This is a genomic window from Amycolatopsis sp. lyj-108 (assembly GCF_046549005.1).
Taxonomy (GTDB): Bacteria; Actinomycetota; Actinomycetes; order Mycobacteriales; family Pseudonocardiaceae; genus Amycolatopsis.
The window spans coordinates 61,195-77,073 of sequence record NZ_JAJPWQ010000005.1 but is presented as its reverse complement, the minus strand read 5'-3'; the positions used below and the strand labels follow the sequence as shown (position 1 = coordinate 77,073).

Here is a 15,879-nt window from a genome sequence, read left to right as displayed (position 1 = left end):
CGCGTACCCGATCAGGATCCGAGCTGGCCGGTCGCCTCGGCCTGCGCGCTCTCGTAGATCTTGACGCCGCTCTCCCCGTTGGTGGCCAAGTTGCCGAAGTTGTCGTCGACCCCGTTCGCGCTCTCGACGAGGCCGGGGGTGTTGTCCGCGCAGTCCTGGAACGCCTCGCCCAGCTTCCCGAAACCCAGCAGCGGGGTGATGTCCTCGATGGCCTTGCGGCATTTCGCCCACTCGGTCTCGAAGTCGGTACCCGCGGCCCTCAGATTCGTCAGCTCCTGCCGGGTCGGCTGGAAGAAGATGTCGACCTTGCCATCGTTGTTCCCGTCCATCCCGCTCATCGGCCGTATCCCCGCTCCGGCCGATCCAACCGGCGCAGCACCGGATCGAACCGGAGATCGACGGCGTCGGCGTCCATACCGGGCGGCAGAAAGCCCGCCGCGATCGCCAGTCCCTGTTCGGTCGACGACTCGACCGCTTCGTGGATGGTGTCGGTGATGTCCTTGGCCAGCGCGGCCGAGTCGGCGGTGCGGTAGATGCGCGGATCGAGCGTCAGTTCGAGAAGTTCGCCGGCGCCACCGACGGTCGCGCTGATCAACCCGTCATCGGATTCGGCGGTGGCCCGGATCTCGGCCATGCGCCGTTGCATGGACCGCACGTCTTCGGCCAGCTGTTCGTAGTCCGCGTACATGTCCGGCTCCACAGTTCCTCCCTTGACACGTAAGGCCAGTCTCGCCCCGACGTGGAGGCTCGGGGCACGCTTGGCCGCTTCCGGCCAAGCACGAACCCCGCCGCCCAAAAGGAAACCGCGCCGTGAATCCGTATCGATATCCGGCCGTTTCGCGCCTGGTCCGGGGCCGTGAGGTGAAGATGAGGCTCTTGACCGTCCGCAAGGAACGCCGGGCAGGCAATAGTGTCCATTTTGGGTACATTGCGCGGGGGTCGCGAGTGGCGATTCGGGTTCTCTTGAGGGGTAAGGCAAACGTGTCGTGGCGTGGGGCCGGTGTCGCTTCTGCGTAGGCGTTCTCCTGGTAGTGAGGGCCTCCTTGCCTACTCTGACGGTAGCGAAGGAGGCTTTCGCTACCGTCAGATGTGGTCCCTGGTGACCTCGGCGGCCGGTCGTAAAGTACATGAAGGCCCCCTTCCTTGCGTCTAGCGCAAGGAAGGGGGCCTTCATGTACTTCGGCAATGCGTGACTCGCGTGCTTGGGGACCTCAAGAGAACCCGAATCGCCCCTCACGAGCCCGCCACCCAAAAGGAAACCCCGGCGGGCCGTGGCCCGCCGGGGTTTCGTCGTCTCGGCCGCTAGATGGTGCCGATGATGTTGTTGACCTGCGTCTCGCACGTCTGCCCGATGTTCACGACATTGCCGTACGAACCGGCGGTGCCGTGCGCGTCGTCCGCGTAGGAACCGGTGTTCTTGCACGTCTCCGCGTACTTGAGGCTCATGGCATCGCTGTTGCTGCCGTTCCAAGCGAAACCCGCGACGTTGCGCATGGCACTCAGATCGTCCTCGGCCGCCTGGCCGAGGTCGGTGGCCATCCTGTGCATGTCGTCTTGAGCCGCGCCGACGATGTGGTACACGGTCTTGTAGTGGTCGTCCATCGACATGGGATACCTCCTTGCTAAGACGGGTTGATGGCCTTGGCGATCATCGCCTGCTGGGCTTCGGCCGCGAACCCGCCCGAAACCTTGACGACCGAGCTCCCCGAGTCGACGAGTTGCTGGGCGAACGGATGAACCTGATTGGTGAAGAGATCCACACGGCCCATGTTTCCGGTGATACCTGCCTGCTTCACGGCGCCGCCCAGCCCCTCGTTGAGGGCATCGAGATCTCGCGCGGCGTGCGCGCGATGCGCGGCGAGCTGTTGCTGGATGCTTTGATCAGTCTTGTTGACCAAATTCTGCACGACCGGTAATTGGATATCGACGCGACCGTCGCTCATACGTCCCTCTCTCTTCCGAAATGGACCCTTGCGCCTCAAGTTAGCCAGCGAACCGGCGCGATCGGCGGGTTCGGCACGTTCCTGCCATCACTCCCTGCCCACGCCATGACCGGCGGACGATCGCGGTGTGACGACCATCGTGGTGAAGAGACCGGCCAGGAGGCCCGCACCGGAGTTGCCGGCCGGCGAGCTGATCCTGCAAGCACCTCCGGAGATCCCGCCGCCGCCCGCGCGGCAATGGCTGCAGGTGCTGACGGTGATACCGATGGTGGCCATGATGGCCGCGATGATGCTGATGTTCTCCGGCAGCATGACCGGATCGATCCGGTTCGTCGTGTACGGCCTGATGGGCGTCGGCATGCTCGGCATGGTGGTGACCGGTTTCCTGCAGGGCGGCGGCCCGAGCAAACGGGAGATGGGGCATGCCCGGCGCAAGTACCTTCGCCAGCTGGCCCAGCATCGGCTGCGACTGCGGCGCTCGGTGCGCGGGCAACGCGACGCGATGGAGTATCTGCACCCGGATCCGGAGTCGCTGTGGTCGCTGGCCGCCAGCTACCGGCTGTGGGAGCGGCGCAAGGACGACGCGGACTTCGGCATCGCCCGGATCGGCACCGGTCCGCAGGCTCCGGCGACCACCCTGGTCTCGCCGGACACCAAACCGCTCGAAGAGCTGGAACCGTTGTCCGCGTTGGCTTTACGCCGGTTCATCACCACGTACACGACGGTCGACGGGTTGCCGCTGGGAATCGCGATCAACGGCTTCAGCCGGATCTATCTGCGTGGTGACCGGGCGCGGCATCTCGGCATGCTGCGGGCGATGCTGGCTCAGCTGTCCACCTTCCACTCGCCCGACGACCTGCGGATCGCGGTGTGCGTCGGCGAGCGGGAGCGCGCGGAATGGGAATGGATCAAGTGGCTGCCGCACGCGCTGCACCCGGAACGCACCGACGCGCTCGGCCCGCTTCGCCTTGTCGCACCGACGATTCCGGCTCTGGAGGCGATGCTCGAAGAGGAGCTGGCCAGGCGTCCGAGATTCGATCCCGAGGTGGACACCCGGGTCTCCGGCCCGCAGCTCGTGGTCGTGCTGGACGGCGGCTCGATGGCGGGGTCGGACCACCTGATGACCGGCGGCGGCGTCGAGGGCGTGACGGTGGTCGACCTGACCACGATGCCGCCGAGGGCCCTGGACCGGACCACCGTGGTGCTGGCCGTGGCCGAGGACGGCGATCTGGTCAGCGAGACGATCGACGGCGAGATCCCGCTCGGCCGGGCGGACGCGCTCGGCGCGGTGGCCGCCGAGGGGCTCGCCCGGCAGCTCGCCCCGTTGCGGCTCACCGCGGGTGTGCGCGGTGACGCGCCGATGACCAGCGAACTCGGCCTCGCCGAACTGCTCGAACTCGGCGACCCGTACGAGTTCGATCCCGCCGACACCTGGACGCCCCGGCCGAACCGCGACCGGCTGCGGGTCAAGATCGGGATCCATCCGGATGGGGCACCGATCGAGCTCGACCTCAAGGAATCCGCGCAGGACGGCATGGGCCCCCACGGTCTGCTGATCGGCGCGACCGGTGCGGGCAAGTCCGAGCTGCTGCGGACGCTGGTGCTGGCGCTGGCCGCGACACACCCACCGAGCTCGCTGAACTTCGCGCTGGTCGACTTCAAGGGCGGTGCCACCTTCACCCGGCTGGACTCGCTGCCGCACACCAGCGCGGTGATCACCAACCTCGCCGAGGAGCTGCATCTCGTCGACCGGATGACCGACGCCATCAACGGTGAGCTGATCCGCAGGCAGGAACTGCTGCGCGCGGCCGGGAACTTCGACTCGCTGCGCGACTACGAGAAGGCCCGCGCGGCGGGCGCCCCGCTGCCCGAGGTGCCGACCCTGCTGGTGATCTGCGACGAGTTCTCCGAATTGCTGTCCGCCAAACCGGATTTCATCGACATGTTCGTCCAGATCGGCCGGTTGGGCCGGTCGCTCGGGGTGCATCTGCTGCTCGCCTCGCAACGACTGGACGAGGGCAGGCTGCGCGGCCTCGAAGGACATCTCTCCTACCGGATCGGGCTGCGGACCTTCTCGGAGATGGAGAGCCGGACGGTGCTCGGCATGCCGGACGCGTTCCGGCTGCCGAGGGCGCCCGGCCACGGTTTCCTCAAAGTGGGCACCGATCAGCTCGACCGGTTCCGCTCGGCCTACGTTTCCGGCGTTTACCAGCGTCAGACCGGACGCGCGGCTTCCCTTACCTCGCAAGAACAACTGGTGTTACGCGAGTACACCACGCACTATCTGGCCGCCGAGCTGGACACCGGCGACGAGCCGGAGACCCCCGAACCGGACCAGGACACCGCGGTCGGCGAAACCCTGCTGGACATCCTGGTGGACCGGTTGCAGGGCCAGGGCACACCGGCTCATCAAGTGTGGCTGCCGCCGCTGGACGAGTCGCCGACGCTCGACGCGCTGCTGCCCGCGCTCGCCACCGACCCCGCGCGCGGACTGACCACCGAGCGGCCCGGCGGGCTTCGGCCGGTGATCGGCATCGTGGACCGGCCGTACGAGCAGCGCCGCGATCCGCTGCGGCTCGATCTGTCGGGCGCGGCCGGGCACGTGCTGGTGATCGGCGCGCCACAGACCGGCAAGAGCACCACGTTGCGCACGCTGATCAGCAGCCTCGCGCTCACCCACACCCCGCGCGAGGTGCAGTTCTTCTGCCTCGACTTCGGTGGCGGCACGCTCGCCTCGATCGCCGGCCTCCCCCATGTCTCCGGGGTGTCCGGACGGCTGGACACCGGCGCGGTGCGCCGTACCGTCGCCGAGGTGGCCACCGTGCTGGCGCAGCGGGAACGGCTGTTCGCCGAGCACGGGATCGACAGCATCGTCACCTATCGCAAGCTGCGTGCCGAGGGCCGGTTCGCCGACCAGCCCCACGGCGACGTGTTCCTGGTCGTCGACGGCTGGCAGACCCTGCGCGGCGAGTTCGACCAGTTGGAGGAGGCGGTCGGGGACATCGCCGCCCGTGGCCTTTCCTACGGCGTGCACCTGCTGGTGAGCTGTTCCCGTTCGTTCGACCTGCGTATGAACGTGCGGGACCTGTTCGCCAGCAAGCTGGAACTGAAGGTCGGCGACCCGATCGACTCGCTGATCGACCGGCGCGCCGCCATGGGGGTGCCCTCGGGTGCCCCCGGCCGGGGTATTTCGATGAGCAAGCACCAGATGCTGGTGGCGCTCCCCCGGATCGACGGGTCCGCGAGTACCGAAGACCTGGTCGGCGGGATCGGCGCTCTCGTCGACGCGGTCCGGTCGGCCTGGCCCGGCGAGGCCGCGCCACCGGTCCGGCTGCTGCCGGGAACGTTCCCGTTCGAGGAGCTGCCCGAGGCCGACGAGCTGACCGGCGCCGACGCCGGGCTCGCGGTCGGCATCCACGAGAAGGACCTTTCCCCGATGCGGCTGGACTTCACCGCCGATCCGCACTTCTTCCTGCTGGCCGACACCCAGTCCGGCAAGACGACGTTCCTGCGCACGCTGGCGCGCCGGATCGAGAGCGCGTACACGCCGAGCGAGGCCCGGATCATCCTGATCGATCATCGGCGCGGGCTGCTCGGCGAGGTCGGTGAGGACTACTTGCTCGGGTACGGCACCAACGACGCGTACAGCGGCGAGCTGCTGGCCGAGGTGGCCGGGTCGATGGCGAAGCGGCTGCCGGGCGCGGACGTCACACCGGAACAGCTGCGGGCGCGGAACTGGTGGCACGGACCGGAGATCTTCGTGCTCGTCGACGACTACGACATGGTGGCCACGCACGAGAAGCATCCGCTGATGCCGCTGCTGCCGCTGGCGGCGCAGGGCTCGGACATCGGCCTGCACGTGGTGCTCGCCCGCCGCTCCGGCGGCGCGGGACGAGGGCTGTTCGAGCCGTTCCTTTCCCGGCTGCGGGAGGTCGGCACGCCCGGGCTGATGATGTCCGGCGACCGGGACGAGGGACCGCTGCTCGGCGGCATGCGAGCCCAGGTGCTCCCGCCCGGCCGCGGCTGGCTGGTGGATCGCCGTGGCCACAAGGGTTTGGTCCAGCTCGCCTGGCTCCCGCCGAAGGCGTAGCCGTCCGTGGCCGGAAGCTGCCGGAGCCGCTATCGCGGCCGCCGTCGCTGGTTGGCTTGGGAAAACACGAATATCCGAGGAACGGCACTGGAGGAAGTACATGGGTGGCAAGGTCGACGCGTGGATTCCGGCGCTGGAATCCTTCGCGAGTGAGGTGCAGAGGATCAGGGCCGCGCCGAAGATCGATCGGGAGCCGATCAAGGAATGCGGTGGCATGCCGGAATGCGCCTCCCTGGCCGGCGCCGATCAGTACATCACCGACGCGCTGAAGTCTTTTCTGGAGAAGGCAAGTCCCGGCGTCCAGATCTTCGGTGCCATGGCGGGGAAGAGCGCGAACGCCTACCGGGCAGCGGGCGAAGCGGCGCAGTCGGCGGTGCTGGCGACCACCAGCCGCCCGCCGAAGGAGGAAACGGGCCCCGCGGTGGTACCGCCGGACATCCCAGGCCTGGGGAACCCGTCGGGACCACTCGTGTGACCGGACATGCCACCCCAAGACACCCCGACAGGACTTGAACGATGACCTACAAAGACGTCGATTTCGGCGCGCAAGTGAAAATGTTCCAAGCGGAGATGCAGAACACCTATCCCGCGCTGACCGCGGCGAAGGACATGTGGGCACAGGCACGGATGTGGGTCGACGACACGCACGCGACCCTGCGGGCGGCGACCAACAGCATCCGGGGACCTTCCTGGGACGACGAGGTGGGCCGGTCGTTCGTCAACTGGGTGGACGAGGTCTCCGAGGAAGGGCTCGGTTCCTGGGGAGGACAGGAAAAGGCGCCGGAGGGCGAGCCGAAAAGGTCCACCGGCAGCATCGACGAATCCCATCTCTTCCAGCAGATAGGCATGCTGCTGGCCGAGATGGAGGCGACCCGATCGGTCATGAACATGTGGGTCGGGATCGTCAACGCCAAGACCGACCCCGACGAGCGAACGCGGGAATCCAAGAGGGCACAGGAGAAGGTGGGTGAGCTGCTGGATCTGGTCGCGAAGCAATATCTGCGCACCGGGCACGCGATGCTCGCCGCTCGGGGCCGTCCTTGGAACGGACCGACCCAGCTCGGCTCTGGACCGGGCTACAACCAGGATCCCGGGCTCGGCAACGGTTCCGGTGCGCCGAACGCCGGCGACCTTCCCGGGGAGGATCCGGGAACACCGGACCCGACAACGCCCGAGCAGCCGAGCGAGCAGAATCCCACCAACCCGGTGGAAGACGCCACGGAAACCCTCAGCGCGCTGAGTGACGCGTTGTCGGCGGCCGAGCAGCTGCTCGGCGGATCGGGCACTGAGACTCCCCAACTTCCCGATCTTTCCGGCATCGACCCCTCGAAACTGGGCGACTACGCCGACTATGCGGATTACGCCGGTTACGCCGACTCCGGCACGTCCGGCCTTCCCTCGCTGGCCGGGATGCCGGACACCGCGGGGCTTTCCGGTGCGGGCGGCGCCGGTGTGGGCGGTGGAACCGGTGCAGGCGGTGGTGCCGGAGCGATCCCCGGCCCGGGCGGCTCGATGCCAGGAACCGGGCTGAACGCGGGTGCCGCGCCGATGGTGTCCGGACTGGGCCGCGGTTCGGCCTCCGGCGCGGGTGCGGCGGGCGCGGGCGGGATGCCGCCGCCGATGATGCCGAACAACGGGGCCGGGAAAGGCGAGAACGGCGGCATCAAACCCGGTGACGCGGAACGACCCGTCGGACGGCAACGCGGCAAACCCGCGGGAACGCCGGGCGTGCCGCTGCTCGGACGGGCGGTCAACGGGAAACGGAAGTCGCCGCCCGCCGCGCCGCAGCGCCAGTGGGACCCGGAGAGCAACACGGTGCAGCTGCTCGACGAGGAGCTGTGGCAAGTGAACCAACAGGACAGCGCGGCGAAATTCCGCTCCGGACACTGAGGAGGGGCACATGCCCGGAACAGAGATCAACGGCAATCCCGTCGCGATGAGTGCGTTCTCCCAGCATCTCACCGCGCCCACGATGCCACCGTCACTGATGCAACGGCTGGGCACGATGCCCAGCATGGCCGGTTTGTTCGAGGGCGTCGCGATGTCCTTGCTGGACAAGGCGGCGACCGCGAGCATGCTCGCGCTGCTGACCAAGATGACCGAGGAGATGGTGACCTACTCGGGAAAGGTCGGCGCGGCCGCGGGCGCCTACTCCGCCGCCGAGGTGGCCAGCGCGCTGGAACTGGCGAGCGCGACGGTCAAGGTCGCGAACCAGGGGTTGTCGGTCCTCAAGCAGACCGCGAGCTCGCTCAACCAGGCGGACTCCGCCACCGGTACCACCGATGGCACCGGCTCGGCCGCGCAGTCGTCCACCGTCCAGTCCGACTCGGTCTGAGGAGAGAACCGTGATCCCCTACAACATGCTGCCCATCGAGATGCACGTGGAGATGATCAAGGCCGAAAACGGCAACATCTCGGTGCTCACCGACGCGGCGCGGATGTGGACCGAGGTGCGCGGCTGGATCGACGCGGCCCAGGTGGAGTTGCACACCAGAGTGGCCGAGCTTTCTCCACAGTGGACGGACGAGAACGGCCGCGCGATGGAGGAGAAGACACAGCGGACCCTTGCCGAGCTGAAGATGTGGGGCGAGCGGATCGACGCGGCGCAGCCCGCCGCGGCGCTGAACACGCTCGCCGCCTCGATCCCGGCGACCGCCTCGGCCGTCGCCGGTTTCTACGGCAGCTACCTCGCGGCGATCGGACTCCCGTTCGGCGTCGGCGCCGCGGCCGCGGCGAGCTTCCAGCAGTTGTCGGCCACCGCGATGAACGCGCTCGCCATCGAATTCGACATGTCGATCGGACAGGTGGTCGCCGCGTCCGGCGTGCGGAATCCGGCCGAAGTGCTGCCCGCGCAACAGGTCTCCACGGAGGGCAACTCACCGGCCGATGTGCTCAAGGCGGCCACCGCCGGCATGACGACGCTGCAGGAGCTTCAGGACCTCAGCTCGTCGCTGACCTCCGGCGGTTCCGGCGGCGCGACAGGACTCGATTCGTCGGCGCCGGGCCAGAACATTCCCGGCTGGTCCGCGGACGGCGGCCCGTCCCTGGCAGGCCTTACGTCCACCCTGCCGCCGGTCACCCCCGGTCTTCCCGCCGGTCTTCCCGGCGGGGGCTTGCCCCCGGTCTCCGGCGCGCCGGTCGCCTCGGGGCTCGGCCTGCTCGGCGCCGCCGGGACGGGCGCCGGCGGCGTGCCGATGTCGAAAGCGGCCGTGACGAAACGCGCCGCCGCGCAGAGCATCGCCGAAGGTGCCCCCACCGCTGCCGGAACGAATACCGGCGCGACCGCGAAACCGGCCACCGGTGGCGGCACACCACCGATGATGCCGCCCGCGTCCGGTCACGCCTCCCCACCCGGAACCCTCCAGCCCGGGTCCGCGAACCAGCCGACCGGCCGCGCCGGCTCGTCGAGGAAGACGGCCGAGGGAACCGAGGGCGTGCCTGCCGAACTCCGCGGCCGTTCCGGCAGCGGGGATCAGGCTTTCGGCCGCCGGCAACCGAAACGCCCGCGCACCGGCGAATCGGAGTCCACCTCGGTACAGCTCCTCGACAAGGAGTTGTGGCACACCACGTGATGAGCTGATCGGCGACGGCCGAGGGATGGCGGGCGCCGGGAACGCCCGCCGCCCTCGGCCGTCGTCGTTCGGGTGGCCGGTTGCGGCCAAGAACCTGTCTCCGAGCGGTATCCGCCCGGACGATTGCCTCATGAGACGACACCGGATGTCCGCCGTCGCCGCCGTGATGGCCGCGGCGGCCGTTCAGGCCCTCAGCGGCGCGGGGACGGCGCACGCGGCGCCGCCGCCCGGCGTCTGCCACGATCCGGACCCGGCGCGGCCCCCGGTACGAGCACAACCGTGGGCACAGCAATTGCTGAGCCCGCAACGGGTGTGGCCGTACGGCAAGGGTTCCGGGGTCCTGGTCGCGGTGGTCGACTCCGGCGTCGACGCCGATCATCCGCAGCTCGCCAGGCCGGGCAAGGTCCGCGCGGGCCGCGACTTCCATCAGGCGGGTTCCCTTCCCGGAGCGTTCGACTGCGTTTCGCACGGCACCGGTGTCGCCGGCATCATCGCCGCCGATCCGGCGGCCGGTATCGGTTTTCACGGGGTGGCCCCGGACGCGGAGATCCTCCCGGTACGGATCAGTGACCGCGACTTCGACGACCGGGGCGGATCGCTCCGGATCGATCCGCAGGTCGTGGCCAACGGCATCCGCTACGCGACGGATCAGGGGGCGAGGGTGATCAACCTTTCCCTTGCCGGTCACGACGACTTCGCCGTCATCCGGGACGCGGTCGCCTACGCGGTGTCCAGGGACGCGTTGGTGATCGCCGCGGCGGGTAACACACAGCGCGAATCGACCGCCGAACTTCCGTCCTACCCGGCCGCGTACGACGGGGTCCTCGGTGTCGGCGCCATCGACATCGACGGGGCGTTGATGCCCGGTTCCCAGATCGGCCGCTACGTGGACATCGTCGCTCCTGGCGCCAAGGTGCTGGCTCCGACGCGGGCGGGCGGGCACGTGTACACCGATGGCACCAGCTACGCCGCGCCGTTCGTTTCCGGCACCGCGGCACTGGTCCGGTCGGCTTGGCCGCGGCTGACCGCTCCGGAAGTGGCGCGCCGCTTGATGGCGACCGCGAACCCGGCACGCGGCGGTCTGCACAGTCCGGCGTTCGGGGCCGGCGTGGTCGACCCTTACCGGGCGGTGACCGACAGCATGGACACCGAGCCCCCTGGAGCGCTGCCCGCCCTCGTTCCCACCCCACCGGACCAGGGACAGCTCGATCGGGCCGCGGCCCGTGAGAACAGCGCGACGGTGGCGAAATGGCTCACCGCCGTCGCGGGCGTCGCGATCGTGTTCGCGCTGCTGGTGGCGGTGCTCCGGCCGCGGGGACGCAGGCGCGGCTGGCGCCCGGGCCGCGCGGCGGCGGTGGCCGCCGAACCGGCCGTCATCGAACCTCCCGACCAGATCTTCCTGCTCTCCAGGGAGTGACCGGACCGCCAGGTGTCGACGACGCCTGGCGTTTCGTGGCCGCACCGCGGTGCGCGAGTTACGCCTCCAAGCACGCGAGTCGCGCGTGGGGGGTCGTGAGTGGCGATTCGGGTTATCGAGGGGTAACCGCAAAGGTGTCGGGTCGCAGGGATTCGCTCGCAGCCGTGGGGTGGCCGGTGTCGCGAAAGCCACTTTCGGGACCTCAGGCGTCGCGAAAGTGGCTTTCGCGACGCATCTCGACCATGGGTCTCAGCGATGACACAGGCGTAGCGAAAGCCCCTCCTCGCTACCGCACCCTGTACCCGACGTTGCGAATCCACTTTCGCAACGTTGAAGGTTGCCAAAGTGGCTTTCGCAACCTCTCAACTTTGCCTTACCCGTCGACAGCCGACAGAAAGTGTCCCTTGTGGACACTCAGGGCCTCAGCCGCCCAGGGTCTGGCGCCGGGCGGCGGCGGGGTCGAGGCTCGGGCCTTCGGGCAGCCGCGCGACCAGGCCGGCCGGAAGCCGCACCGGACGCGCCGACGGGTAGCCGAGCATCTTCAGCACGTCGGGTGAAGCCAGCGGATAGCGGCGCCCCATGTCGGTCACGACGGTCAGCGTCCCGGCGGGGGCCTGCGCCGAAGGCATCGCCTCGACGACGATCGCGCTGCCGGGCGGCACGTGGACGCGGTCCGCGAGCGGGGTCCCGGACGCGGTCCGGCGGGCGGTGGTCGACATCGGATCCGCGGGCGGCAGCGTGGGATCGACGGTCAGCGAAGGGGCCGTGGAGCCGTCGCCGAAGGTGGCGCACACGGTGGTGTCCTGGTCGCGCAGGCGCGCGATGGCCGGTCGGGTGGCGGGTGCCGAGCCCGCTTCGGCCTGGACCGGGTCCAGTTGCCGGGACATGGTCGCCAGCGAAGGCGGCAGCGGCACGGTTTTCGGCTCCGTGCCGGGATAAGCGGCCATCATCTGGGCGCTCGCGCGCTGGACGTCGTACTGCAGTTCGGTGATGGGCCGCAGGGCGTCCCGTTCGGCGAGGTAGTGCTGCTGTCCGTCGCCGGAGGTCTGCACCATCAGCAGCATCCCGTTCCGGATGTCGGTCCGGCCCGGCACCGCGGTGGACACCTCGCCCGCCGCCGCCACCGGGAGGGGGCCGATCGGCGTGCCTTCCGGGAGTACGTCGAGCCACGCCCGCCCGACCCGTGCCCACGGCTCGGCGGTGAGCGCGAGGCCGGTGCCGACGGCGCCGTAGTCGTTGATCCGGTGCCGGTGCCCGCGCCATACGACGAAGCGGTCGCCGGTCGACGCCGATTCCACCAGCAGCGCCTGGTCTCCCAGTGCCGCGCCACCCGAAGGTGAAGCACCCGCCAGGAGTACCGATTCCTCGATCCGGCTGCCGGCCAGGTCGCTCGCGGGCGCGGAGCACAGCGACCACGATCCGGTGAGCAGCTTTCCGGGGCCGGGCAAGCCGTCCGGTGCGTCGGCGATGCCGATGCGGGGCCCTCGCGGGACTCCGGCGAGCGAATCGCGCGAAACCCGTTCCGTGGTGCCGTGTTCGCCGAGCAGCAGCAGCGCGGACGCGTAGTTCGCGACAGGGTGCAGCCGTTCGTCCAGGTAGACGTAGCGGGTCCCGCTCTCCTTCTCCACGATGACGGCTGCGTTCTTGCGCCAGGCGTTGTTGCCGCCGGGCACGATCATCCCGTAGACCCCGACGCAGGCCAGCGCCACGATCGCCAGCGCGACACCGGCGAAGGCGGCGCCCGACGGACGGCGGAACGGCGGCTGCTCCGGATCGGTCTCCCTGGTCACGAGCGCGGAAATGGCTCGTTGCACCAGGAATTGGTACGCCTGCAGTTGATCTCGTTTGGACGCCATGGTTTCAGCCCCCCAGTCCGCGCACGTAGCCGTACAGGCCGAGCACCGAACACGCCACCGGGACGACGGCGATCGTCACCAGGATCTCGAAGTACTCGGCGATCCTGCCGAGGTACGGGTTGGCGGCGCGGGTGCTCAGCACGACGCCGGAGGCGATCACGCCCGCGGCCACCGCCAAGGACAGCGGACCGGCGAGGACGAGCAGCAGCGAACGATCCGCCATGAGCGGCCCCGCCAGCAGGCATCCGGCGCCGAAGATCCCGGTCACCAGTAGCGGCACCCGCTGCCGCAGGATCGGGTACAACCGTGCCCGCACCAGAAAACCGGCCGCGAGCAGGGCGACGAGGACGACCGCGGCCTCGCTGTCGCTGCGGATCAGCCGCACTTGGCAGTACACGACGACGATCGCCGCGCCGCCCAGCATCCCGGTGAGCAACGCGTCCGCTCTGGCCACGGCGGCGTGCACGAGTTCGAGTGGTGGCTGGGGATCGTCGCGGACGAGGTCCGCGGTCGACCGCGGCAGCACCGGCATCGGCACCCGGCCGAGCCGCAGCGCCAACGGAGCGAACGTGGTCGAGAGCATGAGCACGCCGCCGCCGATCACCGCCGCCGACCGGTAGCCTGCCAGATCGTCGAAGGTGGCCAGCCAGCCGCCGAGCACCCCGAGCAGCCCGACGGTGGCCGCCCCCGTGAACAGTTCCGGCGCGGCGACCACCCCGAGATGACCGACGACGGCCGCGAGCAGCAGCGCCGCGCTTGCCAGCAGCAGATGACCTGCGGACAGCGCCCCGATCGGGTCGTCGCCCGCCAGCAGCAGGCCGCCGCCGGCGAAGGCGAACGGCAGCGCGACGGCGGCGACGACCGCCCCGGCCCCGGCGTCACGCAGTGCCCGCGCGAGCAGGACACCCGCGGTCAGGAGCAGCGCGGAAACGGCGAGGGCCCACGTCGCCGGCGTCGTCCACGGCGGTCCCGCGCGCACCACCGCGACCAACCCGAACAGGACGGCCGCGGCACCGGCCGCCAGCCCCGCCCGGCGCGTGTGCCGCGGCCCCCAGGCCCGGCCGCCGGATCCGGTGGCGATCGCGTCCACCAGGTCGTCGTACTCGAGCTCCGGCCATTCGGCGCGGCGCGGCGTCAGATGGAGGATCTCCCCGTCCCGGACCCGGTGCGCGCCCAGCGTCCGGTCCGGATCGAAGGCGGATCCGTCGGCGCGGCGCAACTGCCAGCCGCCGCCGGCGACCCCGTCGTCGGCCATCCCCTCGCCCGCCCGCGCGAGCAGGCCGGGGAGGATTTCGGCGACGGACGCGTGTTCCGGCAGCGCCATGTCGATGCGCCGGTGCGGAGTGGTGATGGTGACCCTGACCAGGCCGGCAGTCTGCATGGGAAAAGGGTCGGCCAGCGGGCGGGCCGCCGGGCCCCGGCGGCAGGAACCTGCCGCCGGGAAAGTACGCCGAATCGGGTCTTCTTGCGCGACAATGGGGTCATGAGCATCGAGACAGGCGTCGGCGGACCGCGGCTACTCGCCCAGGGTCCCATCGCCACCGTCTACGCGGGCCGGGATCCCGTCACGGGTAACGACTTCGCGGTCAAGATGTTCCCCGGCGCCTTCGACCGCGAGACCTCCGCGTGGCTCGAGCGCGAGCGGAAGGCGCTGGCCGCCGTACGGGCGACGCGTTCGGTCCTGCAGATCGACGACGTCCTGACCCAGTCGGGCCGGTCCGGCATCCGCCGCGAACTGTGTCCCGGTTCACTCGCCGGTCTGCTGGATTCCGGTGCGCGGCTGGGTGTTCCCGACGTGCTCGCCCTCGGCGCCGCGATCGCGTCGGCACTCGCCGCGGCGCACGGAGCAGACGTCCTGCACGGCGGGGTGAACCCGCACAACGTGCTGTACCGCGCGTCCGGCGAATTCGTGCTCGCCGACTTCGGCGTGGCTCTGCGGCGGCGATTCCCGCGCGATCCGATGTACGCGGTCGAGTACACCGCACCGGAAACCCTGCGCGACGACACGCTTTCCCCCGCGTCCGACCTTTATGGACTCGGCGCGGTGCTCTACGCCGCGCTGACCGGCACACCGCCCTTTCCCCGGCACACCGGGCAGCAGCCCGGCGAGCGGATCCTCCAGGTGCTGCGGGAACCGGTGGCGCCGATCAAGGAGACGGGTGTCCCGAGGGAACTGTCCGCGACGATCCTCCGGCTGCTGGCCAAGGAACCGGCCGACCGCCCGCGCGACGTCGCGTCGCTGGCACGGCTGTTCACGAAGCTGCGCTCGCCCGGCGGCGAGGTCGTCACCGGGGAATCCTTCGACGTACCAAGCGAAGAAGAATCCGTCGACGTCGAATTCGACGACTTCGCCGAGGTGCGCCGGCCCGTCGCCGCGCCGGTCCACGCGGCTCCGGCGCCGGTCCAGGTGGTGCAGGCGCCGCCGCCGGGTGGCCGCACCCTGATCCGGGAGTTCAGCGGTCCCCTCAAAACCGAGCGCAAGCTTCCCTGGAAGACCGTCGCGCTGGCGGGCACGGGCGCGCTCGCCGCCGGGCTGGCAGTGGTACCGCTGGTACTCGGCCCGGCGGAGATCGGCGGGCAGGCCGTCCCCGTGGCGGCCGCGATCCCACCGCCCTCACCGGTTTCCGCGCCGGCGCCGGACGTGAAGCTGGCCCTCGCGCCGCCGAAGGACCAGAGCGATCACGTGCAGCTGACCTGGACCGCGGAAGGCGAACTGGACTTCGTCGTGATCATGGCGGGCGAGCGCGTCGAGACGAAACAGCTCGTCGCCCACCGCCAGCGCAGCCTCGACGTCCCGGTCGACCCGGCGCGCCGGTACTGCTTCCAGCTCAGGGCGACCGACGGCCGCCACATCTACACCACCGAACCGGTCGCGATCCGCGGCGCCCGCTGCAACCCGTAGCGACCCGGCCAGTACATGAAGGACCCCTTCCTTGCGCCTAGGTACAGGAAGGGGTCCTTCATGTACTTCACCTGTACCGAACCGGCGTGATTGGAGACG

Annotated in this window: 13 protein-coding genes; 7 read left to right on the top strand and 6 right to left on the bottom strand. The window is 69.9% G+C overall.

Annotated features, from left to right (window positions below; all coding sequences use genetic code 11):
- Positions 1-11 precede the first annotated feature (11 nt).
- From ACLJO0_RS19760 to ACLJO0_RS19745, 4 genes are all read right to left on the bottom strand, one after another.
- A complete protein-coding gene (locus ACLJO0_RS19760; protein ID WP_410579960.1) occupies positions 12-338 on the bottom strand; it encodes a hypothetical protein in 327 nt (108 codons plus the stop codon).
- Complete coding sequence (locus ACLJO0_RS19755) at positions 335-700, bottom strand: YbaB/EbfC family nucleoid-associated protein (RefSeq protein WP_410579959.1); 366 nt, start codon at positions 698-700, stop codon at positions 335-337. Before ACLJO0_RS19755 ends, ACLJO0_RS19760 begins: the two co-directional genes overlap by 4 nt.
- A 602-nt stretch (positions 701-1,302) precedes the next feature.
- Positions 1,303-1,608, bottom strand: coding sequence for a hypothetical protein (locus ACLJO0_RS19750; protein WP_410579958.1), 306 nt, complete (start codon positions 1,606-1,608; stop codon positions 1,303-1,305).
- Positions 1,609-1,622: 14 nt separating this feature from the next.
- A complete protein-coding gene (locus ACLJO0_RS19745) occupies positions 1,623-1,943 on the bottom strand; it encodes a hypothetical protein (protein WP_410579957.1) in 321 nt (106 codons plus the stop codon).
- 127 nt (positions 1,944-2,070) lie between these two features.
- On the opposite strand from ACLJO0_RS19745, the gene eccCa reads away from it, so the two are divergent.
- The 6 genes from eccCa to mycP all read left to right on the top strand — a co-directional run bounded on the left by eccCa (position 2,071) and on the right by mycP (position 11,022).
- Positions 2,071-6,033: a type VII secretion protein EccCa gene (gene eccCa / locus ACLJO0_RS19740; RefSeq protein WP_410579956.1), complete on the top strand. Its 3,963-nt coding sequence runs from the start codon at positions 2,071-2,073 to the stop codon at positions 6,031-6,033.
- 100 nt (positions 6,034-6,133) lie between these two features.
- The gene (locus ACLJO0_RS19735) at positions 6,134-6,508 is read left to right on the top strand and encodes a hypothetical protein (RefSeq protein ID WP_410579955.1); all 375 of its coding nucleotides are present in this window, start codon (positions 6,134-6,136) and stop codon (positions 6,506-6,508) included.
- A gap of 41 nt (positions 6,509-6,549) precedes the next feature.
- The gene (locus ACLJO0_RS19730) at positions 6,550-7,923 is read left to right on the top strand and encodes a hypothetical protein (RefSeq protein WP_410579954.1); all 1,374 of its coding nucleotides are present in this window, start codon (positions 6,550-6,552) and stop codon (positions 7,921-7,923) included.
- Between the two features lie 10 nt (positions 7,924-7,933).
- Complete coding sequence (locus ACLJO0_RS19725; protein WP_410579953.1) at positions 7,934-8,368, top strand: hypothetical protein; 435 nt, start codon at positions 7,934-7,936, stop codon at positions 8,366-8,368.
- Positions 8,369-8,378: 10 nt separating this feature from the next.
- Positions 8,379-9,605, top strand: coding sequence for a hypothetical protein (locus ACLJO0_RS19720; RefSeq protein ID WP_410579952.1), 1,227 nt, complete (start codon positions 8,379-8,381; stop codon positions 9,603-9,605).
- A gap of 130 nt (positions 9,606-9,735) precedes the next feature.
- Complete coding sequence (mycP, locus tag ACLJO0_RS19715; RefSeq protein ID WP_410579951.1) at positions 9,736-11,022, top strand: type VII secretion-associated serine protease mycosin; 1,287 nt, start codon at positions 9,736-9,738, stop codon at positions 11,020-11,022.
- A gap of 422 nt (positions 11,023-11,444) precedes the next feature.
- Here the strand turns inward: mycP and eccB are convergent, their stop codons facing one another.
- On the bottom strand, positions 11,445-12,878 hold the full coding sequence (gene eccB, locus ACLJO0_RS19710) for a type VII secretion protein EccB (RefSeq protein WP_410579950.1): 1,434 nt from the start codon (positions 12,876-12,878) through the stop codon (positions 11,445-11,447).
- 4 nt (positions 12,879-12,882) lie between these two features.
- Complete coding sequence (eccD, locus tag ACLJO0_RS19705) at positions 12,883-14,259, bottom strand: type VII secretion integral membrane protein EccD (RefSeq protein WP_410579949.1); 1,377 nt, start codon at positions 14,257-14,259, stop codon at positions 12,883-12,885.
- 102 nt (positions 14,260-14,361) lie between these two features.
- Between eccD and ACLJO0_RS19700 the strand changes: the two genes are divergently transcribed.
- Positions 14,362-15,780 (top strand): serine/threonine protein kinase, encoded by a 1,419-nt coding sequence (locus ACLJO0_RS19700; RefSeq protein ID WP_410579948.1) that lies wholly within the window; start codon positions 14,362-14,364, stop codon positions 15,778-15,780.
- The last annotated feature ends 99 nt before the right edge of the window (positions 15,781-15,879 follow it).

What these genes read in the sequence shown, in the direction of transcription:
- ACLJO0_RS19760 (WP_410579960.1), bottom strand. Translation starts at nt 338, where the DNA reads ATGAGCGGGATGGACGGGAACAACGATGGCAAGGTCGACATCTTCTTC.
- ACLJO0_RS19750 (WP_410579958.1), bottom strand. Translation starts at nt 1,608, where the DNA reads ATGTCGATGGACGACCACTACAAGACCGTGTACCACATCGTCGGCGCG.
- ACLJO0_RS19745 (WP_410579957.1), bottom strand. Translation starts at nt 1,943, where the DNA reads ATGAGCGACGGTCGCGTCGATATCCAATTACCGGTCGTGCAGAATTTG.
- ACLJO0_RS19735 (WP_410579955.1), top strand. Translation starts at nt 6,134, where the DNA reads ATGGGTGGCAAGGTCGACGCGTGGATTCCGGCGCTGGAATCCTTCGCG.
- ACLJO0_RS19730 (WP_410579954.1), top strand. Translation starts at nt 6,550, where the DNA reads ATGACCTACAAAGACGTCGATTTCGGCGCGCAAGTGAAAATGTTCCAA.
- ACLJO0_RS19725 (WP_410579953.1), top strand. Translation starts at nt 7,934, where the DNA reads ATGCCCGGAACAGAGATCAACGGCAATCCCGTCGCGATGAGTGCGTTC.
- mycP (WP_410579951.1), top strand. Translation starts at nt 9,736, where the DNA reads ATGAGACGACACCGGATGTCCGCCGTCGCCGCCGTGATGGCCGCGGCG.
- eccB (WP_410579950.1), bottom strand. Translation starts at nt 12,878, where the DNA reads ATGGCGTCCAAACGAGATCAACTGCAGGCGTACCAATTCCTGGTGCAA.
- eccD (WP_410579949.1), bottom strand. Translation starts at nt 14,259, where the DNA reads ATGCAGACTGCCGGCCTGGTCAGGGTCACCATCACCACTCCGCACCGG.
- ACLJO0_RS19700 (WP_410579948.1), top strand. Translation starts at nt 14,362, where the DNA reads ATGAGCATCGAGACAGGCGTCGGCGGACCGCGGCTACTCGCCCAGGGT.